Consider the following 21,733-nt stretch of genomic DNA (forward strand, 5'->3'; position numbering starts at 1 on the left):
TATTTTTTTATGTTAAATTAATTTTTTATATATTATAATGCTTTTCATTAACAATTAATTTATGTGAGGTTTGTATGAATTTAGAAGAAAGAATTGAAGATATTATAACTCCTACACTTGAAGATATGGGTTTTTCACCTGTAAGAATTTTAAAAACAGGAAAGGCTCTTCAAATAATGGTTGAAAAAGAAAATGGTGATGCTGTTTCTTTAGATGAATGTAGTAAAATATCAAATGCTCTATCAGCGGTTTTAGATGTTGAAGATATTATTCAAGATAAATATATGTTGGAAATTAGCTCTGCAGGTATGGATAGACCTTTAGTAAAGTTAAAAGACTATAATAAATTTTTAGGTAATCTTGTTAAGGTTGAAGCTAAATTTCCTTTAGAAGATTTTGGTTATAAAAAATTTAAGGGATTTATTAAGTCTGTTAATGATAATTTAATTACATTTGAAAATTCATCAAATAATGATTTAGTTGAAATTGAATTAGATGATATAAATAAATGTAATCTAGAAATAACAGATGACATGATAAAAAATCTTTTAAGAAAATAAAATTAAAAAGAAGCTTTTTAGCTTCTTTTTTTTAAATATTACTAGTCGAATCCAACTTAATTAATAGTTTTTACAAAACATGATTTATTATTAACCTTAAGACTTTCACATATTTTTTCAGCATCTGATAAATTGTTAGAATATATTTGAGATCTGTATATAGGATTATTATTATCTCCTCCAACTTCTATCATGTTTTTATAATTATATTTATTAGATATAATAAAATCAGTTTCTTTAAAATAATTTTCAGCTCTTACTTGTTCTGAGAAAGCTCCTATTTGAACTTTATATTTATATTCTGTAGGAGTAACTTTTACTTCATACACCTTATCATTTCTATTTATTTTTGAATTAGAAATAGGAGATTTGTTTTGAATATTGTTAGTTTTAGCTGTAGCACTTTTATAAAATCTAAATTTAGATCCATTATCTTCTTTATTTTTATTTGGCATTTCAACAAATGAATTTAATGGTTTAGGTTTAGATATATCTGTTGGTTGTGGCTTGTTTTTTTGATTTTTCCAACCTGTATAAGTCATGTTAGTTGTTTTATTTAGTTTTTCAAAGCCATAATCTAATAAATTAACCATCTCTTTATCTCTTTTTGAAGCTGAATTAAAGCCTATTAGAATACCTAATATCCTTTGTCCCTTATCATTCTTAGCAGAAGCTATTAAATTGTATCCTGAGGCAGCTGTATATCCTGTTTTAAAGCCATCAGCACCTTTGTACATATTTAATATGTTATTATGTGTATAAATAGTTCTATCTTTATATTTAAAAGATCTTTGATTAAAATAATGGTAATAGTGAGGAAAATGTCTTTTAATAGCCATAGCTAATAGAGCCATATCTTTAGCAGTAGTAACCTGGTTATTATTATTTAAACCCGAAGAATTCTTAAAAATAGTATCATCCATACCTATTTCATTAGCAACTCTAGTCATTATTTCAGCAAAATCTCTTTCTTCACCTGATATATTTTCAGATAGTACCATTGCACAATCATTAGCAGATTTAATTGTTAATGCTTCTATACAAGTTTTAACAGATATTTTATCCCCTGCTAATATTCCTAATTTGGAAGCTGGTTGATTTGCAGCAGATCTAGAAATTATTAATTTTTGGTCCAATTTTAAAATACCCTGGTCTAACGCCTCAAATGTTATATATAATGTCATTAGTTTAGTTAATGATGCTGGATATATTTTTTCTTCAGGATTATATGATTGAAGAACTATTCCTGAATCCATATCTAATATAAGAGAACTTTTATACTCCCTTGAAAACGAAATATTTGAAGCTAGCATAAATATAGATGTTAAAAGTAGTAGTTTTTTCTTGAACATTATTTACCTCTTTATTTATATATAAATATATAATTATTATATCTCGTTGAATAGTGTAATTATTACATTTTTTAACAAAGTTATCAACATATTTATTTTTTGTATGTTGTTGATTCTTTTCATATTGAGTCTATTTTAAACATTTATATACGAGTCTTTTTTGTATTGTTCGATTCTTGGTTGTGTTTTGTTGATAGTTTATGAGTTTTATAACATTTATATATTTATCAACATTTTATCAACAGCTTTTAAATGTAATATTTTTACTAATTTATTAGAGGGCTTTTTAACCTTGTATTAATTATATTATTTTGTTATAATTTGTAAAGAAGAGAGAGGTTTTTTTATGAAGGAAAGTATTTTAAAAGCAGTTGCGCAACCTCCTAAATTATTTGGGGCGCCGTATTTACCGGCTTTTATTAATTTACTAATTCATATGTTTCTTATTTTACTTCAAGCTTTTAGATTAAAAGGTGATACTATAATGTATATTATTTTAAGTTTAGGTATTACACATGGTTTAATAGTTTTATTTGGTAAGAGAGAGCCTCATATGTCTAATATTATTTTGAGTTATTTGAAAACTCCAAGTGGAAGTAATAATATTTTGAAAGAAAAAGGTGATAAGTTTATACCTTAATATGTGGTGATTAAATGGAATTTGCAGTTATTGATAAATTTATATTAACTGATATTGCTCCTATAAATTATATTTTTGGAGCTTTAGGTGTTTTGGGATTGGCTATTTTAGCTATTTTTTCGCTTTTTAAAATAAAGGGATCTTTTTTAAGAAGAGGGTTTGATACTAAATTAGCTGAATTTATACCCTTTTCTGAAATATTATCTGATGGAAAAACTGTAGAGTGTTCTAATAAAACTTTAGTTAGGGTATTTAAAATGGAAGGTGTTTCATCATTCTTTTATAAGAAAAATTTAAAAAATAATTTATTTGAAGCTAAGCAAAATTGGTTAGATTCTTTCGACAATAAAGATATTTCCTGTCGAATCATAACAATTAGAGAAAAACAGAAAAGAAATGTTAATTCTAAATTTGAAAATAGTATTTTACAAAAAATTAATGATATTTGGTCTAAAAATATAGAAGATATTTATATAAACACACATTATGTAGTGGTTAGTTACGAAGGATCTTCTTTAGAGAAATTAGATGAAATTTGTTACTCTTTTAAGGCTTATTTAGATAATTTTGGAATGAAAGAATTATCTATAACTGATTTTCCAGAAGATAATCCTTTAACTCCTTTTATTAAAGTTTTAAACCCTGTTTCTAAACCTAATATAGATATGAAAGGTGTTTCTGATGATATAGCTGATGCTATAACTTCTGAAGAAGTTTTCTTTTCAAATGAAGGTAATATTAGATTTAGATATGGTACGGAAGAAAAATATTTAGCAGTTATTGGAATTAAAAACATTTCTAATGTTGCAGATGAAGATATGATTGATAAGATATTATCTCTAAATTTCGAATTAAATATATTAGATACATTTTCAGTTGTTTCTTCAGAAAAAGCTAAAAATCTTTTACTTCATCAAAAAAATGCAGTATCAAGTAATAGTTATTCTTATGATACAGGTGCTCAGTTTGATGAAGCTCTTTCTCAATTAGATGAATATGATGAAGAACATCAATCTTTATTTAAATTTTCTCAAACTTTTTCAGTTTATGCTTCTACTGAAGAGGAATTAAATGAAAATGTTTTTGAAATAGTTAAAATTCTTAGATCTTATGGAGTTGTTCCTGTAAGAGAAGGTGTTATTGCACAAGCATCTTGGTTTTTAAATTTTCCAAGTTATGATATAGCTCCTAGAGTTTATAATGTTATGTCTCGCCCTATTTCTTGTTTGATTGATTTTGAGAAACAACCTAGCGGGTTTGATAGATCAGATTGGGGAGATGGATCTATAACAAACTTTTTAACGGCTCAAGGGACTAGTTATCAATTTCAATTTCATGTTTCTCCTAATGATGGAGCTGTTGGTCATACAGTTACTATAGGACCTACTGGTCAAGGTAAGACAACTTTATATGCATTTTTAGCATCTCAAGCTATGAAGAATAATAAATTAAGAACTTTCTTTTTTGATAGATATAGAGGTGTAGAAATTTTTTCTAACGCTATAAATGGAGATTATATAAATTTTAATTTAGGTTCTAAGTTTTTAAATAAGGTGGATCAAAAAAGTAAAGGAGATGATGTTCTTACTAATACTCTTTTTAGTAAAGAAGTAGCTTTAAATCCTTTTAAAATAAAGGATACTCCAGAAAATAGATCTTTCTTAAAAGTTTGGCTAAGAGAATTAGCTTTAGCTACTGATTCTAAATCAGAAGAAGAAATTGCACGAGCTATAACAACAAATTTTGATTATTTAGAATATGAAGATAGAAATCTTAAAAATCTTTATAATTCTTGTTTTTCAGCTAATGGCTATATGAAAAAAGAGTTGAAAAGATGGGTTGAAGATAATGAATATGGTGAGGTATTTAATGCAGAAAATGATTCTATGAGTTTAAATTCTAAATGGACTGCTTTTGATTTTACTTATATTTTAGATGATGAAGTTTTAGCTCCAGCTGTAGTTAGTTATGTTATGAATAGAATTCAGAATGTAACAGCTAGAACAGGAGACCCTTCTTTAATTATAATTGATGAAACAGCTCCATTACTTGCTAATAGTTTATTTAGGAAGAATTTTGCAATAGGTTTGCAGGAAGGTAGAAAGAAGAGACAAGTTTATTTAGCAGCTTTTCAACAACCATCTGTTATAGATAAATTAGGTATGGGTGAGGTTATTAGAGGGCAAGCTCAAACAGAAATATTCTTTAGAAATCCTATGGCAACAGAAGTTGATTATAAAAATTGGAAATTAACACCTAAAGAATTTGCATTTATCCAGGGTAAAATATACAAGGATCTTCCTTATGCAATTTTATTGAGAAAACCGTCTATTAATGAGTCTGTTATTTTAAATGTAGATTTATCATTTTTAGGAAATTATTTACAATTATTTAATTCTGGTAGAAAAAATGTTATTTTAGCTGAGGAATTAAAGAAAACTTATAATGATGAGTGGGTTAATATGTATTTAAAAAGTACTAAAAAATAAAGGTAATATTTAATGAAATCTTCTAAAAATCAGTCGAATCTTAAGAAACTGTATTTAACAATACCATTTTTATTAGTTTCTAAAAGTGCATTTTCTATTGGTTTCTGTTCTAAAGAAAGTATAGATGTTTCATTTAGTGTTGATTATGGTAAGCCTAAATATATAGATATTTCTTCAGGAGGATTAAAAAAACAGACTGCAAAAATAGTTTCTAATCATAAAAATCCAAGAGGACTTACAGAAGCTTCTTTTTCTGAAAAAATGGATATTTCTTTTAGTTTATCTCAATTTGGAAATCAAGTTTGTGTTTATCCTAAAGCTGTTAAAGTTTATATGGGATATCCTTCTTTAAATGTTTATCTTGATAATAAGTATAATAAGAATACTTGTGAATATGATACTGTTTTAGGTCATGAAAATCAACATGTAGAAATATATCAAATGGGTTTGAAAAAGTTTTCAAAGACTATTAGTAAAAGAATGTATGATATTATAACAAATGTTGAGCCTATGAGAGATACAGTCTCTTCATCAAATGATTTATCTAGTAGTCAATGGAGGGTTTATACTAAAAGATTTAATAGAGATATAGGTAATCTTATAGAGAATGATAAGGAATTACAAAAGTATAAAAATCAAATGGATGCTTATATAAAGCGATATAATGCAGCTTTAGATACTGAGAAAAATTATAATAAAACTCAATTGAGATGTAAAAATTGGTAGTTAATTAAAACTACCATTTTTTTAAGATTTTCTAATTTCTTTTTCATTAATAGTTGTTGCTATTAAGGCAAATAATAACATTATAAAGGCTATAGATAACCACATAGTTGTATATCCTCCTAATGTTAAGAATATAGAAGCTAGTCCTGGAGTAATCATTACACCTAGTGATTTTGCAGTATTAAATAAGCTTAAGAATTTTTCTCTTTCATTAACTTTACAAGCTTTAAATAAGTATATTTCTTGTAAAGGTTCAACATATGAAGCTCCAATGTTAGATAACATAAACATTATAAGTAATATAAAAGGCATACTGTCAAATAAAGTAAAACTTATAGCAGATATACCACAAAATAAGAAACCTCTACTGAAGAATATTGCAATACCAGTTTTAGCTACTTTTTTTCCAACTATTATTTCATTTATTATTAAAGGAAGGTAACTAACTCCTAATACAACACCTAATGTTGCAGCGGAAAACCCCTTATTAAGAATTGTTAAACTTTTATATATAGCTATACCCCACCAAACATGTAATCCAACAGACATTAAAAATGCTTTAACTCTATCTTTATTTTTAAAATATACTTTACTATCTTTCCACATTTCTTCTAATTGATTTTCATGTTTTTTATGATGAATTTTACCTTCATCCATAAAGTAGCATCTAACAAATAAATATATTAAAATTAATGCATTTGCTCCAGCTGCTGTGAAAAATGCGAATCCTTTTCCATATTCTTTTGCAATTATACCACCTATTATAGGTCCTAAAAAGATACCTATATTGGAGATAGAATAATATTTACCTTCATTTTTAGCTAATGTTTTATTTGTTGATAAATCTGCTATAAATAAGCCTAATCCTATCATAGATATACTATAGGTTATAATATCCAGAATATCAAAAGGAATATATATAATAAGATATTTAGATGATCCCATACCAATCATTGCTAAAACTCTTATAAAAAGAGTTATTAAAAGTATTCTTACTTTTGAAAATTCAGTATATAATTTGGCGCAATATATACATGTTATCAACATTATTAAGTATCTAATAGAAACATATATCCCAATCACATTGTCATTTTTTAAAAATTCTTTTAGGTATATAGGAGATACAAGAGTATCTAAACTATACCCTAGGAAAAATAACAATCCTAAAAGAGTAAATGTTTTAAAACTAGGTAATGATTGTTTTATTTTTAACATTTATAAATGTCCTTTCAATATAAAAACCCGACAAGATAAGTTGAAGGGTTTTTTATTTTCTAAAATATAATTTACTTTTCCTTACTATTAATAAACAGAAGAAAGAATTACTTTAAAGTCGTTCATAGATTCTAGTACTTTACCAGTTCCTAATGCAACGCATTTAAGAGGATCTTCAGCTATAAACACAGGAAGTCCTGTTGAATGTCTTATTGCAAAATCTAAATTTTTAAGTAATGCGCCACCACCTGTTAATATAATACCTTTATCAACAATATCAGCAGCTAATTCAGGAGCTGTATGTTCTAAGGCAGTTTTAACAGCGTCTATAATTTGTCCTACAGGCTCTGTTAATGCTTCAGCTATTTGAATTTCACTAATTTCCATTTCTCTAGGAACGCCATTCATAAGATCTCTACCTTTTATAGTAATCATTCTTTCTTGTTCATCTTCATCTGGAACAGCACATCCAATAGTTTTTTTAATTTTTTCGGCAGAAGATTCTCCTATTAGAAGGTTATGATTTCTTCTAATGTATGAAATGATTGCTTCATCCATTTTATCACCACCAACTCTAACAGAACGTGCATAAACAATATCACCTAAAGACATGATGGCAACTTCAGTTGTACCACCACCAATATCAACAACCATAGAACCATTAGGTTCTGAAATGTTTAAGCCGGCTCCAATCGCAGCAGCAACAGGTTCTTCAATTAAATATACTTTTCTAGCACCAGCTACTTCAGCAGATTCTTGAATAGCTCTTCTTTCAACAGCAGTTGCTCCAGAAGGAACACAAATAATAATTACAGGAGTTGCTATGCTATTTTTGTTTAAACTTTTTTTAATGAAGTGTTTTATCATTTCTTCAGCAATATCGAAGTCAGCAATAACACCGTCTTTAAGAGGTCTTATAGCTTGGATACTCATAGGAGTTCTACCTAACATCATTTTCGCTTCTTCACCAACAGCAAGAACTTGTTTTCTACCTTTTTTATCATCTGAAATCGCAACAACAGAAGGCTCATTTATAACGATACCTTTGTTTTTTAAATACACAAGAGTGTTTGCAGTTCCTAAATCGATAGCTATATCTGTTGAAAATAAACTTAGTAATTTTGATAACATATTTTTAAATCTCCTACTTTTAATTTCTATCTTATAAAATTTTTGATTTTAAATCAACAAAAAATTAGCTAAAAAGTGCTTTTAAGCGGGAAATTTATCTTTGAAAAGTTTTTATATCGACAACCTCTTCTAGTATCCATTTGTTTCTAGAATTTTTTCTGAATAACCAAAAGTCTTTAACTTTTATTATTTTATTTTTATTTCCTTGGATTATTTTTCCACTTTTATCTGTTTTATAAAACGTTTGAATGCTAGAAAATTCAACAAGTAATTTATTATTTTTTCTACTAGTTATTTTTACGTTTTCAACATCAATAAGATTTCTATTTTCTATTAAATCTTTTTTTATTAAATTTTCTTTTTCAATTTTTAAAGAGTTTAAAAGTTTTTTATCTATTAAGTTTTTAATGTTATCAATTTTATTTTCATAAAAGTTAGAAGTTATTTCTTTAAAATTATTACTTAATTGAGATGATGTGTTTTTGATATTATTTATTAGCTCATCGTTGTTTTTAATTATTATTTTGATAGTTTTATTTTTATCTTTCTTTTTATTTCCTATAATAGAAATTATTATTAATATAAATATTGATATAAATAGGAAATCTAAAGATGTTAAATTGATAGTTTCGTTCATTTATTTTTATCTTTCTTTTTTCAACTTTACTTTTGTTTTATCTCTATATATACTATAGTAATAATTTCGTTAAAATCAAGAAAGAAAGGGTATCTTTTATGTCTAATAAAGTTGATGAAAAGTTTAGAATTGTTGCTCAATATATTAAAGATTTGTCTTTTGAAGTACCAGGGGCTCCAAAATATTTTTTTGAAAAAATTGAAGGTGAAAAACCAGCTATAGAAATTGGTGTGGATATTAAAGTTAAAAAAGTTAATGATGATATATTTACAGTTCTTTTACATACTAAGGTTAATAATAAATTAAAAGATGAAGTTTTATTTTTAGCTGAGGTTGATTATGAAGCTGTTGTTAAATTAAATGTTGAATCTGAAAAAGAAGAAAAAGAAATATTATTAATAGATACTCCATCTATGATATTCCCTTTTGTTAGAGAAATTATTTGTAGTTTAACGAAGGATAGTGGCTTTCCTCCGATAGTACTTAATAGTATAGATTTTAAAGAAATGTATAATAACAAAGTTGCTAAATAATTATAAAAAAACCTCTCAATTGAGAGGTTTTATTTTATATTTTTTCATTAGAAGTGCATAGGTCATAAATAGGACACTTTTCACACAAAGTTTTTTTAGCTTTACATATATATCTTCCGTGAAGAACTATCCAATTACCAACATTAGTTAAATATTCTTTAGGAGTTCTTTTTAAAAGTTCTTTTTCTATTTTTAAAGTGTTTTTCCCAGCGGAATCATCTATAATATTAAGTCTATGAGATAATCTTATTATATGGGTATCTACTCCTATTGTAGGGGTTTTAAACAAGTGGTTTGCAATAACATTAGCTGATTTTCTACCTAGTCCAGGAAGAGCTTCTAATTTTTCAGGGGTATTGGGAATTTTACTGTTATGATCTTTAATAAGTTTTTCAGATAATAAAATTATATTTTTAGCTTTGTTATTGTAGAGCCCAATTGTTTTGATATGATTTTTAAGATTATCAATTCCAAGGGATAACATTTTTTCAGGAGTGTCAGCTATTTTAAATAGTTCTTTTGTTGCTTTATTAACACCTTCATCTGTTGATTGAGCTGATAATAAAACTGCTACAGTGAATGTAAAATTATTTGTTGATATTAAATCAGATGTTGGATTTGGATTATTTTTTTTCCAAACTTCTAGTGTTTCAATCCATCTTTTTTTACTTATTATTTTCTTTCCCATTTTATAACTTTCTTATTGATAATTTATCTTTTCATCTTTATTTTTTAATATAGCATTTTTGAAAAAGTTTTCTATTGTTTTTTCGGCGAAGTATAAACTTTCTTTATCATTTTTAAAAAATTTAGATTTTTTAACCTCTTCTAGCGTCATGAATTTTAACTTATTTATAAGCCCTTTATCTCTAGATTGGATAATTAAGTTTCCCTTCATAAAGATTATCTTTAAGATTTCTATTTCTAATGTATTTTTAGTTGTTTGATCCATGACTGACCTCATAACTGTTTATTTTTAAATTTTATAGGAAAAAAAAGAACTTGTCTAATCAATAGAAAGTTCTTTTATATGAAATATTTATTTAGTGGGAAGTTAGCCTTTATGATTGTGGTGACCAGCTAACCCTCTTCTATTTTCATTTATAAAATCAAAAACCTTTTTAGATTTTTCATTATCTTTGTATTTTTCTTTACATTCTTCTAACTTTTCTTTCCAAGTTTTTTTCTTAGAATAAAATAAGTCTCTATAAAGATTTTTAAGAATTCTTATATCATCATCTGAAAAACCTCTTCTTTTTAAACCTATAATATTTATACCTTTTAATGATGCTGGATTTCCGTCTATTATAGTATAAGGAGCTGCGTCTTGAGTTATTTTTGCACATCCTCCAGTTATAACACTCTCACCTATACTTACAAATTGATGTATTGCTGCAAGACCTGATATTATAGCGAAATCATCAACGTAAACTTCTCCAGCAAGTGTAGCTCTAACAGATAATAAAACTCTGTTTCCTACTTTACAGTCATGTCCTATATGAGCATATTGCATTATAACACAGTTTTCTCCTACAACAGTTCCAGATCCTGTTCTTTCTGTTGGTCCAGGAGTTCCTGCATGAATATTTGCATATTCTTTAATTACAGTGTTTTTACCTATTTCTGTAGTAGTTGCTTCTTCAGGAAGATATTTTAAATCGTTTGAAAAGCCACCAACAGTAGCAAATTGAAACACTTTAACATTTTCGTGCAGTGTTGTTTTTCCTAGTATTTGAGCATTTGAATGAATGAAAACTCCTTTTTTAAGAGTAACAGATTTTTCAACATAACAAAAAGGGCCAATATATACATCTTTTTCAATTGTAGCGCCCTCTTCTACTATAGCACTTGGATGAATTTTAATATTCATTTCTTCTAAATTTTTGCTTTCCATTGATATTCTTTCATCTTTCAACTTTTTATTTGGTTTGATATTAGATTAAAATATAAAAGCTTTTAATTAAAACTTTATTACAATATGTTTCCATTTATTTTATTTTTTGAAATTAATTGATATTATATTGTCTTTATGTTCTTTATCAACATTATTTTTGGATTTATAGTAGCCTATAATTGAAGTTGTTGAAATTTCTATTTCACCATTATCTAATATGATTTTTTCATTAAGATCTTTTATGTTTTCAATTTCTTTTGAAGTTGAATTTACTTCAGCTAATATCATTAAAGAGTTATCTATCAAGGCAACACTATCATAAATTTTATAAGTTTTTACTCCAAGCATATGTAAAGAAGATATTATATCTTGTTGCTTTATTGCTTTTGAAAAATGAAATACGCCAAGAACTTTATTGTAGTTATTTTCGGGTTCTTTATAACCTATAGCAAAAACATCTAAATTTTTATAAATATTAAATGGTTTTTTATCAGATTGAGATAGATCTACTTTATCAAATATTTTTGGCATTTCGTCGTTTTGAGCTAAATATATCCACCAACAATTTGAAGAATGTTTTAACGGTAATAAAGCGGTAGATTTTTTGCTTTTATCTTCTACCACTTTGGATAAAACTTTTAATGGAGATTCTAAAGATATTTTTTTATCTGTTTTTTCCATTTTTTTGTCGTAATTTTTATCTATCACCCTATTCTTTTCTTTCAATATTTTATAAATTTATTTGAAAAAAAACGTAAATGTTTTATAATAGTTATATTGTATCACAATTCTAGAGGGAAATAAATAAAAAAATGAGTTTTGAGGTGTTGAAATCAGCTTTAAAAAACCTTTCTTTTTGGTATGAAAAAGAAGGGGTTGAAGAGGTTGCTATAAATAGGCCAGGGGAAATTTGGATTAGACAATCTGGTAAAAAGAAGGATCCTTGGGTAGTTTATAGTGATGATAGGCTTACTAAGGCGTATTTGGAAGATGTTTTGTATTTAATAGCTAATACTTATGCTATACCTTTTGACCCTGATTTGGGTTCTCCTTTAGTTTTTAGTGATTTACCTGGTGGGCATAGATTCTCAGCTATTTCAGGTAAAAATGTTTTATATGATGAAAATGATATATCTGGTGGAGTTGCTATTTCTATAAGAAAACACAGAGATGATGTTGATTATAGCTTTTCTGATTGGGGATTGGAAAAGGGAGTTAAGCTTCAAAAAGTAGATAAGAAGGTTGTTGAAAATATAACAGATCCCTATGAAAAAATGATGACTATTTTGGCCAATGGAGAGCATTTATTAATTAGTGGAGCTACTTCAACAGGTAAGACTACATTTTTAAATAATGTTTTAAAAGTTCTTCCTAAAGAAAAAAGGATTATAACGGTTGAGGATACTAGGGAATTAATAGTTTCACAACCTAATCACGTTCATTTGTTATTATCTAGAACTCAACAGAGTAATTCATTAAATTATTCTGGTGTTATTGATTTGGTTGTTAGAATGACTCCAGATGTAATTATTGGAGGAGAAATTTCAACAGAGAATGCAGGGGCTATTTGGGAGCTTATGGGAACAGGACATGATAACTGCTTAGCTTCTATTCATGCAGAGTCTCCAGATGCAGCTTATAAAGCTTTTATAGATAGAATAGTTCATACATACCCTAATATAGATAGAGAAAAATTGATGGAAAACATGAGGGATAGAGTTCATGTTGTTCAAATTTCTAGAGATGGAAATATTAGAGTTGTTTCAGAAATAGTTTAGTAGGACTTATCTGATATAACTTTATGTCTATTAAGATATATGTTTTGAACAATACCTATAGATCCTAATACTACTACAGAAGAGGTTCCTCCATATGATACTAGAGCTAGAGGAACTCCAACAACAGGTAATAATCCCATTATCATTGCTAAATTAATAAAGGTATAACAGAATATGTTAAATGATATTCCTATGGCCATTAATTTTAGAATAGGGCTTCGGCTATTTATTCCTATCATAGAACACCTTATGATAAGACTTATATATAGTAATATTAAAATTATTCCACCAACCATTCCAAGTTCTTCAGAAATCATAGTAAATATAAAGTCAGTTTGTTTTTCTGGTAGGAAGTTTAGATGGGATTGAGATCCTTTAAGATATCCTTTTCCTAAAAATCCACCGCTTCCCATTGCTATCTTGGCTTGAGTAATATGATATCCAGCGCCAAGAACGTCGCTTTCTGGATTTAAAAAGGTCATAACTCTTTGCTTTTGATAATCTTGTATATTAGCCCAGATAACAGGCAGGGATATTAATGCTAAGCATAAAACTATAAAGAATTTTTTATATTGAACTCCGCTTGAGAATAGCATAGCTCCTAGTATCATTATTAGAATAAGGGATGTTCCTAAATCGGGTTGTTTTAAAACAAGGGCAAATGGAATTAGGGTTAATATTCCAGGTATTACTAAATTTTTTGTTTTTCTAACTTCTTGTAGAGTTAAACTAGATAGTTGTTTTGCTAATACTAGTATTAATGCTATTTTTATTATTTCAGATGGTTGTATTTTAAAACCTCCAAGAGAGATCCATCTTTGAGCTCCCATACCTATGTGACCGAATAATTGAACATATATTAATGACCCTATGGTTAATATATAAAGGGGTATAGTTCCTTTTAATATATATTTAATTGGGATTAGGGTAGCAATCCCCATACCTACAAATCCAATTAAAAATCTAAGCATTTGTTTATTTGCCCAAGGAGATAAATTTCCATATTGGCAACTTATTCCATTGCAAGCTTCTTTTCCAGCGGAATATAATATTATTATTGAAAATAAGCATATTAATAAGGTAATAGAAAGTAGTACTAAATCTATATTTTTTAGTTTTTGAAAAAAACCTAACTCTCTATGTTTTGATTTATAATAAACCATTTTAATATATCCTTATAAATATTTTTTAAGTACAGCTTCCATTACTTTTTTTCCTATGGGAGCTGCAGTTGTAGATCCACCTTCACCATGTTCTACTATTACAGATATTGCATATTTAGGGTTTTTATGAGGAGCATACCCTATAAATAATCCATGATTTCTGTATTTCCAAGGTAATTCATTTCCTTTTAGAATTCCTGTAGCTCTTTCTTTCATAGAAATTCTTCTAACCTGGGCAGTTCCTGTTTTGCCAGACATTCTATGTGTTTTATATTTTAATTTAGAAGCTAAAGCTGTACCATTTTTTTCATTCATAACTTTAAACATTCCTTTTTTAACAATGTCTAAGTTTTTCTTTTTAACTTCTAATTCTTCGAATTTTATGTCGTTATTTTTACCCTTAATTATAGTTGGTTTAATTTTAAATTTTCCGTTGGCGATTCTTGAAACCATAGTTGCCAATTGTAAGTTGTTAGATAAACAAAAACCTTGTCCTATAGATGTAAGAATTGTATCTCCATGTAGCCAATTTTGTCCAAATGTTTTTATTTTCCAATCTTTAGTAGGTATCTTACCTGAAACTTCACCTGGCAATTCTATTCCAGACGGTTCACTTAAACCAAACATATCAGTTATTTTGTTTATCTTATCAATACCTAATTCAAGTCCTAAATTATAGAAATAAACATCGCAAGAAGTTTGTATTGCGTCTACAAGATTTTGTTCTTCATGTTTTTTCCAACAGTGATATAGGTGTCCACCGTATTCGAATTTTTTACTGCAGTATATTTTTTTTCTTGGATTCCAACCATTTTCTAAAGCTGATAATGCTATCAGAGGCTTTATTGTTGATGCCAAGGGATATGTTCCATCTGTATTTTTATTAAGGAATGGTTTTTTTTCATTGTTCAATAGTTCTTTAAACTCATCATTATTAAAGTTTTTATTATTGAACATGTTTGGATTAAATGATGGTGATGAGCACATACTTATTATTTCACCATTGTTAACATCTACAACGCAAACTCCAGCACTAACATCCATGTCTTCTAGTATTTTTTGAGTTTCTTTTTGAATGTCGCTATCAATAGTTAGTTGGATGTCATATCCTTTTAAACTTTTTTGTTTGTTTTCATTTATTTTACCAACAGTTCTTCCATAGGAATTAACGATAAGATCTTCTTTACCATACTTGCCTCGTAACTCTTTATCGAAGTATTTTTCTATACCTGCTTTTCCAATGATAGTATCAGGATTGTTAAGTGCTTCAGGATGTGTTTTTACAAGTTTATTTAAGTCTCTTTTAGATGGTTTTCCTGTATAACCACTTACATGGGAAATCGAATTTTCAAAAGGATATTCTCTTAAAAAACTTTCCTCTATATATACTCCAGAAAGATCTGTTTTTTTGAAATTAATTTTAGACATTTCATCCCAGTTTAAATTTTGTTTTACTATAGTGCTAAGATGTTTCTTTTTATTTTTAATATCTTTTTTAATTTCAAGCTTATCTTCGTTTGTTAGTTCAATTATATTTCCTAATCTTTCTAGGAAATCATCAGGATCTAATCCTTGGAAGCTTTCTTCAGGAATTAAAACTAAGTTGTACATATTTTTGTTTGTAGCAATTTCTTTATTATTTCTATCTAATATATTTCCTCTTTCTGGATTTATATATTTAATTCTAATTCTATTGTTATCTGATAATTTTTTATATTCTTTACCTTTTATTATTTGAAGATAAAACATTCTTCCAAATAAAACTGAAAATAGAACTAGTTGTCCGCCTGACAGAACTAGAGTTCGTCTTGAAATTGTTCCAGTTAAATCTTGTTTGCTCATTTTATCTTCCTACTAGATCTTTAGTTTTTTTAATTGTTTTTATTATTGCAGGTGTAAGAACTATGCTTAGTAATATTGTATGAAAAATACTTTGTAGATGTAAAGGATAATCCATTAATAGTAAAATAAGAGATTTAAACAATATAAAAAATGTTGCTCCTATCATGGTTAATATAGTGCTTGTTGAACTATCAAACTTTATTGATGATTGGAAATGTAAAAAGAAATTAATTGATATTAATATAAATATATTTAATCCAACATAACTTATTTCTGATAAATCCTTTAATAGTGCTATAACTAGTATTTCAGAGAAGCTTATTTTTTTATCTTCATTAAAAGAAAAGTAAAAAAATGGAATTATAAATAATTCTTTTATTAATTGAGATGTATATCCTATATTTGAAAGAGAAATTAACAATAAAATTAACATAGAAATAATATCTAGGTTTTCTGATATAAATATATTAGTACTAGATTTTTTATGTAGTATACTTCTTCTTTTTTTATGTTTAATTGTTTTCGTTTTCATTATTTTCAATTTCTGAGTTTAGGCTTTCTTCGTATATATTTGTTATAACTTTTATGTATTCTAATTTGTTTATATTATTTTCTAATTTTACTGAAATTTTGTTTTCACTTATATCTTCTATGTATCCTACTAATATGCCTTTAGGTATTTTGTTCTCAAAGCCAGATGTTATTATTTTATCACCAATTTCTATTTCATTATTTTTTTCTACAAATTTTAATTCAGGGTTTTTTGAGTTGTTCCCTGCTAATATAGCTCTATTACCACTGGATTCTATTATTACAGGTATTTTACTTACAGGGTCTGTTGCTAGAATAACTCTAGAGCTTTTTTCACTTACATCATTTATAAAGCCAATAAGAGAATTTTTAGATATAACTCCTTGGTATTTTTCTACACCATTTTCTGATCCAGAATTTATAATTATAGATTTAGAAAAATTACTAGAATTATCTGACGATATGTTTGCAGATATAGTTGTATGCTTTTGAGTTTTTTGAAAATTTAGCATTTCTTTAAGTTTTAAGTTTTCTGCTTCAAGCCATTTCATCTTTTGAAGCTCTAGTTCTTTTTCCCATAATTCTTCTTCGGTCTTTTTTAGTTCATCAATTGATGAAAAAGCTGCTTCTATATTTGAAAGTAAGTTGTAAGTAGCTTTAAATGGATAAGATATTGTTGAATATAATGTGTTTGCGATATCTAAACTTTTTTTATTTTCAATATTTTCTTCTTTTTTTGAATTTGAAGTTATTGTGAAGTATAAAGATGATAATATTAGAAATATTAATAATATCTTTTTAAAAATATTTTTTATAAATTTTTCTTTTGATTTTGTGTTTGAAAATTTCATAAGTATAAACCCTCTTTGATAGTTTAATTTTATAATAAAATTGAAAAAAAGACAAGTTTTAATTTTTTAGTTTTTAAAAGAAAAAAGTCGGAATAAATCCGACTTTTTGAATGATATTTTCTTTGAGAAAATTATCTTTTTGAGAATTGGAAAGATTTTCTAGCTTTTTTACGACCAGGTTTCTTTCTTTCAACAACTCTTGAATCTCTTGTTAAGAATCCAGCTGCTTTAAGATCAGATCTTAATTCAGGATCAAATAAAGTTAATGCTTTAGAGATACCTGCTTTAACAGCACCAGCTTGACCAGAAAGTCCACCACCTTTAACAGTTGCTTTAACGTCGAACATTTTTTCTTTGTTTGCAACTTGGAATGGTTGGTTGATGATCATTCTTAAAACGTCTCTTTTGAAGTAAGCGTCAATTTTTTGACCGTTAATTTCAACATTACCTTTACCAGATTTAATCCAAACTCTTGCAACAGCGTCTTTTCTTCTACCAGTTGCGTAAGATCTTCCTAAAGCGTCTTTTTCTGCTTTTTTAACTTCAGTTTTAGTAGTTTCTGTTGAAACTTTTTCTTCAACTGCAGCTTCTTTGATATCTTTGATATCTACTGTTTTTGTTTCTTTTTTAGCAACCATAATTAACCTCTTTTGTTTTTAGAATTTGCTTTTGATAAATCTAAAACTTCTGGTTTTTGTGCTTCGTGGTTATGAGTTTCACCACAGTAAACGTGAAGTTTTTTCATGAAAACAGCTCTTAGCTTGTTATCAGGTAACATTCTTTCAACAGCTTTTTCAATGATTCTATCTGATTTTCCACCAGCTATTAATTTTTCTGGAGTAGTTTCTTTTAATCCACCTGGGTGACCAGTGTGTCTATAATAAACTTTGTCAGACATTTTTTTACCAGTTAAAGCTACTTTATCAGCGTTAATTACGATAACATTATCACCACAATCAGAGTTAGGTGTGAAGTGAGCTTTGTTTTTACCTCTTAGTAGGTTAGCTATTTCAGCAGCCATTCTTCCAGCAACCATGTCAGTTGCGTCGATAAGGAACCATTTAGATTCGACTTGTCCTTTTTGGAAGCTTTTAGTGAAATTATTTTTCATTATTATTTCCTTATTACTTAAGTTTTTTTAATATGCGGATATTATATTTACCGATTGCTGTAAGTCAAGGGAAAAAAATTAGTTTTTTCAATGTTTTATATTTGTGGTATTTAAATACCCTTATATTAAGTTTCTGATTAATCTGCCTTTTTGCAGGTATTTTATTTCTTGACTTCCTTGACCCTTAATATAAAATATCGTCATTATGAAAAAATATGAGAATAAATATGATGTTATAGTTATTGGAGCAGGGCATGCGGGGGTTGAAGCATGTTCGGCTTCTGCGCGCATGGGCTTTAAAACAGCAGTTGTTACTTTTGATGTGAAAAATATTGGAGAGCTATCTTGTAACCCTTCTGTTGGAGGTCTCGGTAAGGGGCATTTAGTTAGAGAAATAGATGCTTTAGGTGGGCTTATGGGTAAGTTGGCTGATAAAGCAGGAATTCAACATAGAGTTTTAAATGTATCTAAGGGGCCAGCCGTTCAAGGATTAAGAACTCAATTAGATAGAGATATATATAGATCAGCTTCTTTAGATATGTTAAGTGGTTTTGAACATCTTGATATTATAGAAGGTGAAGTTTTAGATATTGTAAAAAATGAAAATAAAATATCTGGAGTGGAGATTTGTTCAAAAGATGGAGAAAAAATTAATTTAGATTGTTCTTCAGTTGTTATTACTACAGGTACATTTGGTAATGGTAAAATGATAATGGGAGAGGAAATAATACCTGGTGGCCGTGTTAATATGGAAGGTGATGATGAACCTTCTGCATCGGGTGTATCTAAATTCTTAAAAGAAAGTGATTTTAATTTAATTAGATTGAAAACGGGTACGCCAGCTAGATTAAAATTATCTTCTATAAATACAAATAAATTAGAAATTCAAGAGGCTGATGAAAATCCAGAATTCTTTAGTTTTCAAACTAAAAACCTGTTGAATCCACAAATTTCTTGTTTTGTAACTAAGACAAATATTGATACACATGATGTTATAGAAAAGGCTGTTGAGAGTGGTTTAGCTCCATTATTTAATGGAGCTATAGATAGTAAGGGTCCGAGATATTGTCCATCTATAGAAGATAAAGTTATTAGATTTCCACATCATAAATCTCATAATATATTTTTGGAACCAGAAGGAATTGATTCTGACTTAGTTTATCCTAACGGTATGAGTACTTCTTTACCTAAAGATGTTCAGCTGAAGTTTTTTAGATCTATGGAAGGTTTAGAAAATGTTGAAATTGTTAGATATGGATATGCTATAGAATATGATGCTATAGATGCTAGAGAATTGGGTGCTGACCTTGGATCTAAAAGGATAAAGGGACTTTACTTTGCAGGGCAAATAAATGGTACTTCTGGATATGAAGAAGCAGCTTGTCAGGGTGTTATTGCAGGTATTAATGCAGGTTTATATTCTAAAGATAGAGATCCATTTATACTTTCTAGGGCAGATGCTTTCACAGGAGTTTTAATTGATGACATTACTACTCATGGTTTGGATGAACCGTACAGAATGTTTACGTCTCGTTCAGAATATAGACTTTCTTTAAGAGCAGATAATGCTGATCAAAGATTATCTTCTAGAGCTATTGATTTAGGCTTGTTATCGGATTTTGAAAAAGATAATTTTAAGAAAAAGTTAGATACCTTATCTTCTTCAAGAAGGGTTATGAACAATTTGGAGATATTTCCATCTGAATTGAAAAAGTATGGAATAGAAGTTCATTCTGGTGGTAATAGATTGACGGCTATGGATTTGTTTAAATATCATGAAGTGAATTTTAAAAAAGTTGAAGAAATATTTCCAGATCTTGTTGGTATGGATTCTGTTATTAAGAGACAATTAGAAATAGAGGGTAAATACCAAGGTTATTTTGCTAGACAGGAAAGAGATATAGCTAGATTTAAAAAAGATTTTGATATGAAAATTCCACAAGTTATAGATTATGATAATATTGATGGATTATCACTTGAGATGAGACAAAAATTAAAGAAAGTTATGCCAGAGACGATAGCTCAAGCTTCTAGAATAAGCGGTGTTACGCCAGCTGCCATAACTATTCTTTTGAGGTTTATTAAATCTAACTAGCTAGAGATAGATATTCTTTTTGTTTGTTGAATTGATTTTCTGAAATTATCTTTTCAGATAGATCATTTTTTATTTTTTCGAAAATTGTTTTGTTATAAGCTTTGGTTATATTTTCTTCGGTTTTGAACATGGAGCTATTTTGCCATATTTTTACAGGTTTTTGAGAATACCAAATCCATCTATATTTTTTAAAAATTGGATTTAGTTTTTCAAAACTTGAGTGATTTTTTTTCTTTAATGATTTTTCAATAAAAAGAGAATTTAATTCTTTGAATAATTCATAGCACCAGGTAAAATTTTCTGGATGCTCAGCCCAAGTGCAGATAGGATTTTTTGAATTTATTGGTTTGTAAAGAGTTTTATTTTTAATTTTAAACCCTTGGCTAAGGGCTGTGGACATTATTTGAGCAAGTTCTAATATTTGTTTATTGGCTCTTAAGGGGCTTGAATACCAAAGTGATTTGGCGCATTTTTTAGGATTTTTATCTAGGATGAAAATATTCATTGGAGACCTCCTTTTGAAGGTTGGTTGGGGAAGGGGTTGATTCGATTCTAGATTCGTTTTTGTTTTATGTTAAATCAAAAAACTTTTCTTTCATTGAAATTTAAATTTAATAAGTTCTTATTTTTTCTTGACTTCTTTAAATATTGTTCTATATATGTTCTTGAGAGTTTTGCTTTTAAGAGGAGAATATTTAATGAAAGACTATGATGAAAATTTTTTAAAAGAAGTTTATAAAGTTTTAAAATCTGAAGGAGGTTACGTTAATGATGTAAGTGATTCTGGAGGAGAAACAAAGTATGGTATTTGTAAAAGGTCATATCCTAAATGCGATATTAAAAATTTAACTAAATATGATGCTATAGAAATCTATTATAGAGACTTTTGGGAAAAAAATAAAATTGGTAAATTACCTTTATCTATTAGGGGTGCTGTTTTTTCTGCTGGTATAAATATGGGTATGAGAAGGGCTTTGAGATTGTTGCAGACTTTGGTTGGAGTTAGTGCAGATGGAGTTATAGGAAAGAAGACATTATTCAATATACTTCATTATGATGGTAATTTAAAGAAAGGTTTTTTGAACATGTGGGAGGATTATTATGAGAGGCTTTGTGTTAGGTTTCCAAAAAATAAAAAATTCTTAAATGGATGGCTTAACAGAGTAGCGGAATATAGAGGTTAAT

23 protein-coding genes are annotated in these 21,733 nt (G+C 27.7%); 8 read left to right on the forward strand and 15 right to left on the reverse strand.

What is annotated here, in order from left to right:
* Window positions 1–74: 74 nt before the first annotated feature.
* Window positions 75–560 carry a ribosome maturation factor RimP gene (locus N4A44_02515; protein ID MCT4552514.1) on the forward strand — a complete coding sequence of 162 codons (486 nt, stop codon included), beginning with the start codon at window positions 75–77 and terminating at the stop codon, window positions 558–560.
* Window positions 561–616: 56 nt separating this feature from the next.
* Here N4A44_02515 and N4A44_02520 read toward each other — a convergent pair whose 3' ends face one another.
* Entirely contained in the window at window positions 617–1,912 is a 1,296-nt protein-coding gene (locus tag N4A44_02520) for a D-alanyl-D-alanine carboxypeptidase (protein MCT4552515.1), read from the reverse strand.
* 346 nt (window positions 1,913–2,258) lie between these two features.
* On the opposite strand from N4A44_02520, the gene N4A44_02525 reads away from it, so the two are divergent.
* Genes N4A44_02525 through N4A44_02535 form a run of 3 tightly spaced genes read left to right on the forward strand, consistent with a single transcriptional unit; the run spans window position 2,259 to window position 5,767 of the window.
* A complete protein-coding gene (locus N4A44_02525) occupies window positions 2,259–2,552 on the forward strand; it encodes a VirB3 family type IV secretion system protein (protein ID MCT4552516.1) in 294 nt (97 codons plus the stop codon).
* A 14-nt stretch (window positions 2,553–2,566) separates the two neighbouring features.
* Window positions 2,567–5,041, forward strand: coding sequence for a hypothetical protein (locus tag N4A44_02530; protein ID MCT4552517.1), 2,475 nt, complete (start codon window positions 2,567–2,569; stop codon window positions 5,039–5,041).
* A gap of 12 nt (window positions 5,042–5,053) precedes the next feature.
* Entirely contained in the window at window positions 5,054–5,767 is a 714-nt protein-coding gene (locus N4A44_02535; protein MCT4552518.1) for a hypothetical protein, read from the forward strand.
* Window positions 5,768–5,788: 21 nt separating this feature from the next.
* Here the strand turns inward: N4A44_02535 and N4A44_02540 are convergent, their stop codons facing one another.
* From N4A44_02540 to N4A44_02550, 3 genes are all read right to left on the reverse strand, one after another.
* Entirely contained in the window at window positions 5,789–6,982 is a 1,194-nt protein-coding gene (locus N4A44_02540) for an MFS transporter (GenBank protein ID MCT4552519.1), read from the reverse strand.
* Between the two features lie 87 nt (window positions 6,983–7,069).
* On the reverse strand, window positions 7,070–8,113 hold the full coding sequence (locus tag N4A44_02545) for a rod shape-determining protein (GenBank protein MCT4552520.1): 1,044 nt from the start codon (window positions 8,111–8,113) through the stop codon (window positions 7,070–7,072).
* A 94-nt stretch (window positions 8,114–8,207) separates the two neighbouring features.
* Complete coding sequence (locus tag N4A44_02550) at window positions 8,208–8,750, reverse strand: TIM44-like domain-containing protein (protein ID MCT4552521.1); 543 nt, start codon at window positions 8,748–8,750, stop codon at window positions 8,208–8,210.
* A 98-nt stretch (window positions 8,751–8,848) separates the two neighbouring features.
* Here N4A44_02550 and secB point away from each other — a divergent pair, with 98 nt between their 5' ends.
* Window positions 8,849–9,283, forward strand: a complete 435-nt coding sequence (secB, locus tag N4A44_02555) for a protein-export chaperone SecB (protein ID MCT4552522.1) — start codon at window positions 8,849–8,851, stop codon at window positions 9,281–9,283.
* A 34-nt stretch (window positions 9,284–9,317) separates the two neighbouring features.
* On the opposite strand, the gene nth is transcribed toward secB, so the two are convergent.
* The 4 genes from nth to N4A44_02575 all read right to left on the reverse strand — a co-directional run bounded on the left by nth (window position 9,318) and on the right by N4A44_02575 (window position 11,858).
* Entirely contained in the window at window positions 9,318–9,971 is a 654-nt protein-coding gene (nth, locus tag N4A44_02560; protein MCT4552523.1) for an endonuclease III, read from the reverse strand.
* Between the two features lie 12 nt (window positions 9,972–9,983).
* Window positions 9,984–10,247: a hypothetical protein gene (locus N4A44_02565; GenBank protein ID MCT4552524.1), complete on the reverse strand. Its 264-nt coding sequence runs from the start codon at window positions 10,245–10,247 to the stop codon at window positions 9,984–9,986.
* A 90-nt stretch (window positions 10,248–10,337) separates the two neighbouring features.
* A complete protein-coding gene (gene lpxA, locus N4A44_02570; protein ID MCT4552525.1) occupies window positions 10,338–11,177 on the reverse strand; it encodes an acyl-ACP--UDP-N-acetylglucosamine O-acyltransferase in 840 nt (279 codons plus the stop codon).
* A 99-nt stretch (window positions 11,178–11,276) separates the two neighbouring features.
* Window positions 11,277–11,858 carry a hypothetical protein gene (locus N4A44_02575; GenBank protein MCT4552526.1) on the reverse strand — a complete coding sequence of 194 codons (582 nt, stop codon included), beginning with the start codon at window positions 11,856–11,858 and terminating at the stop codon, window positions 11,277–11,279.
* A 131-nt stretch (window positions 11,859–11,989) separates the two neighbouring features.
* Here N4A44_02575 and N4A44_02580 point away from each other — a divergent pair, with 131 nt between their 5' ends.
* Window positions 11,990–12,955: an ATPase, T2SS/T4P/T4SS family gene (locus tag N4A44_02580; GenBank protein MCT4552527.1), complete on the forward strand. Its 966-nt coding sequence runs from the start codon at window positions 11,990–11,992 to the stop codon at window positions 12,953–12,955.
* Here N4A44_02580 and rodA read toward each other — a convergent pair.
* The 6 genes from rodA to rplM all read right to left on the reverse strand — a co-directional run bounded on the left by rodA (window position 12,952) and on the right by rplM (window position 18,453).
* Entirely contained in the window at window positions 12,952–14,118 is a 1,167-nt protein-coding gene (gene rodA, locus N4A44_02585) for a rod shape-determining protein RodA (GenBank protein ID MCT4552528.1), read from the reverse strand. The two genes, N4A44_02580 and rodA, sit on opposite strands and share 4 nt — an antisense overlap.
* Before the next feature lie 12 nt (window positions 14,119–14,130).
* Entirely contained in the window at window positions 14,131–15,960 is a 1,830-nt protein-coding gene (gene mrdA, locus N4A44_02590) for a penicillin-binding protein 2 (protein MCT4552529.1), read from the reverse strand.
* A 1-nt stretch (window position 15,961) separates the two neighbouring features.
* Complete coding sequence (locus N4A44_02595; GenBank protein ID MCT4552530.1) at window positions 15,962–16,492, reverse strand: hypothetical protein; 531 nt, start codon at window positions 16,490–16,492, stop codon at window positions 15,962–15,964.
* Window positions 16,473–17,342: a rod shape-determining protein MreC gene (gene mreC, locus N4A44_02600; GenBank protein MCT4552531.1), complete on the reverse strand. Its 870-nt coding sequence runs from the start codon at window positions 17,340–17,342 to the stop codon at window positions 16,473–16,475. Before mreC ends, N4A44_02595 begins: the two co-directional genes overlap by 20 nt.
* Before the next feature lie 131 nt (window positions 17,343–17,473).
* On the reverse strand, window positions 17,474–17,980 hold the full coding sequence (gene rpsI / locus N4A44_02605) for a 30S ribosomal protein S9 (GenBank protein MCT4552532.1): 507 nt from the start codon (window positions 17,978–17,980) through the stop codon (window positions 17,474–17,476).
* Between the two features lie 2 nt (window positions 17,981–17,982).
* Entirely contained in the window at window positions 17,983–18,453 is a 471-nt protein-coding gene (gene rplM, locus N4A44_02610) for a 50S ribosomal protein L13 (GenBank protein ID MCT4552533.1), read from the reverse strand.
* Window positions 18,454–18,658: 205 nt separating this feature from the next.
* Between rplM and mnmG the strand changes: the two genes are divergently transcribed.
* Window positions 18,659–20,548 (forward strand): tRNA uridine-5-carboxymethylaminomethyl(34) synthesis enzyme MnmG, encoded by a 1,890-nt coding sequence (gene mnmG, locus N4A44_02615; protein ID MCT4552534.1) that lies wholly within the window; start codon window positions 18,659–18,661, stop codon window positions 20,546–20,548.
* On the opposite strand, the gene N4A44_02620 is transcribed toward mnmG, so the two are convergent.
* Window positions 20,541–21,053, reverse strand: coding sequence for a hypothetical protein (locus N4A44_02620; GenBank protein ID MCT4552535.1), 513 nt, complete (start codon window positions 21,051–21,053; stop codon window positions 20,541–20,543). The two genes, mnmG and N4A44_02620, sit on opposite strands and share 8 nt — an antisense overlap.
* 193 nt (window positions 21,054–21,246) lie before the next feature.
* Here N4A44_02620 and N4A44_02625 point away from each other — a divergent pair, with 193 nt between their 5' ends.
* Complete coding sequence (locus N4A44_02625; GenBank protein ID MCT4552536.1) at window positions 21,247–21,732, forward strand: peptidoglycan-binding protein; 486 nt, start codon at window positions 21,247–21,249, stop codon at window positions 21,730–21,732.
* Window position 21,733: the final 1 nt, after the last annotated feature.

Source organism: Alphaproteobacteria bacterium, assembly GCA_025210155.1.
Taxonomy (GTDB): domain Bacteria; phylum Pseudomonadota; class Alphaproteobacteria; order Rs-D84; family CASDRH01; genus JAOASE01.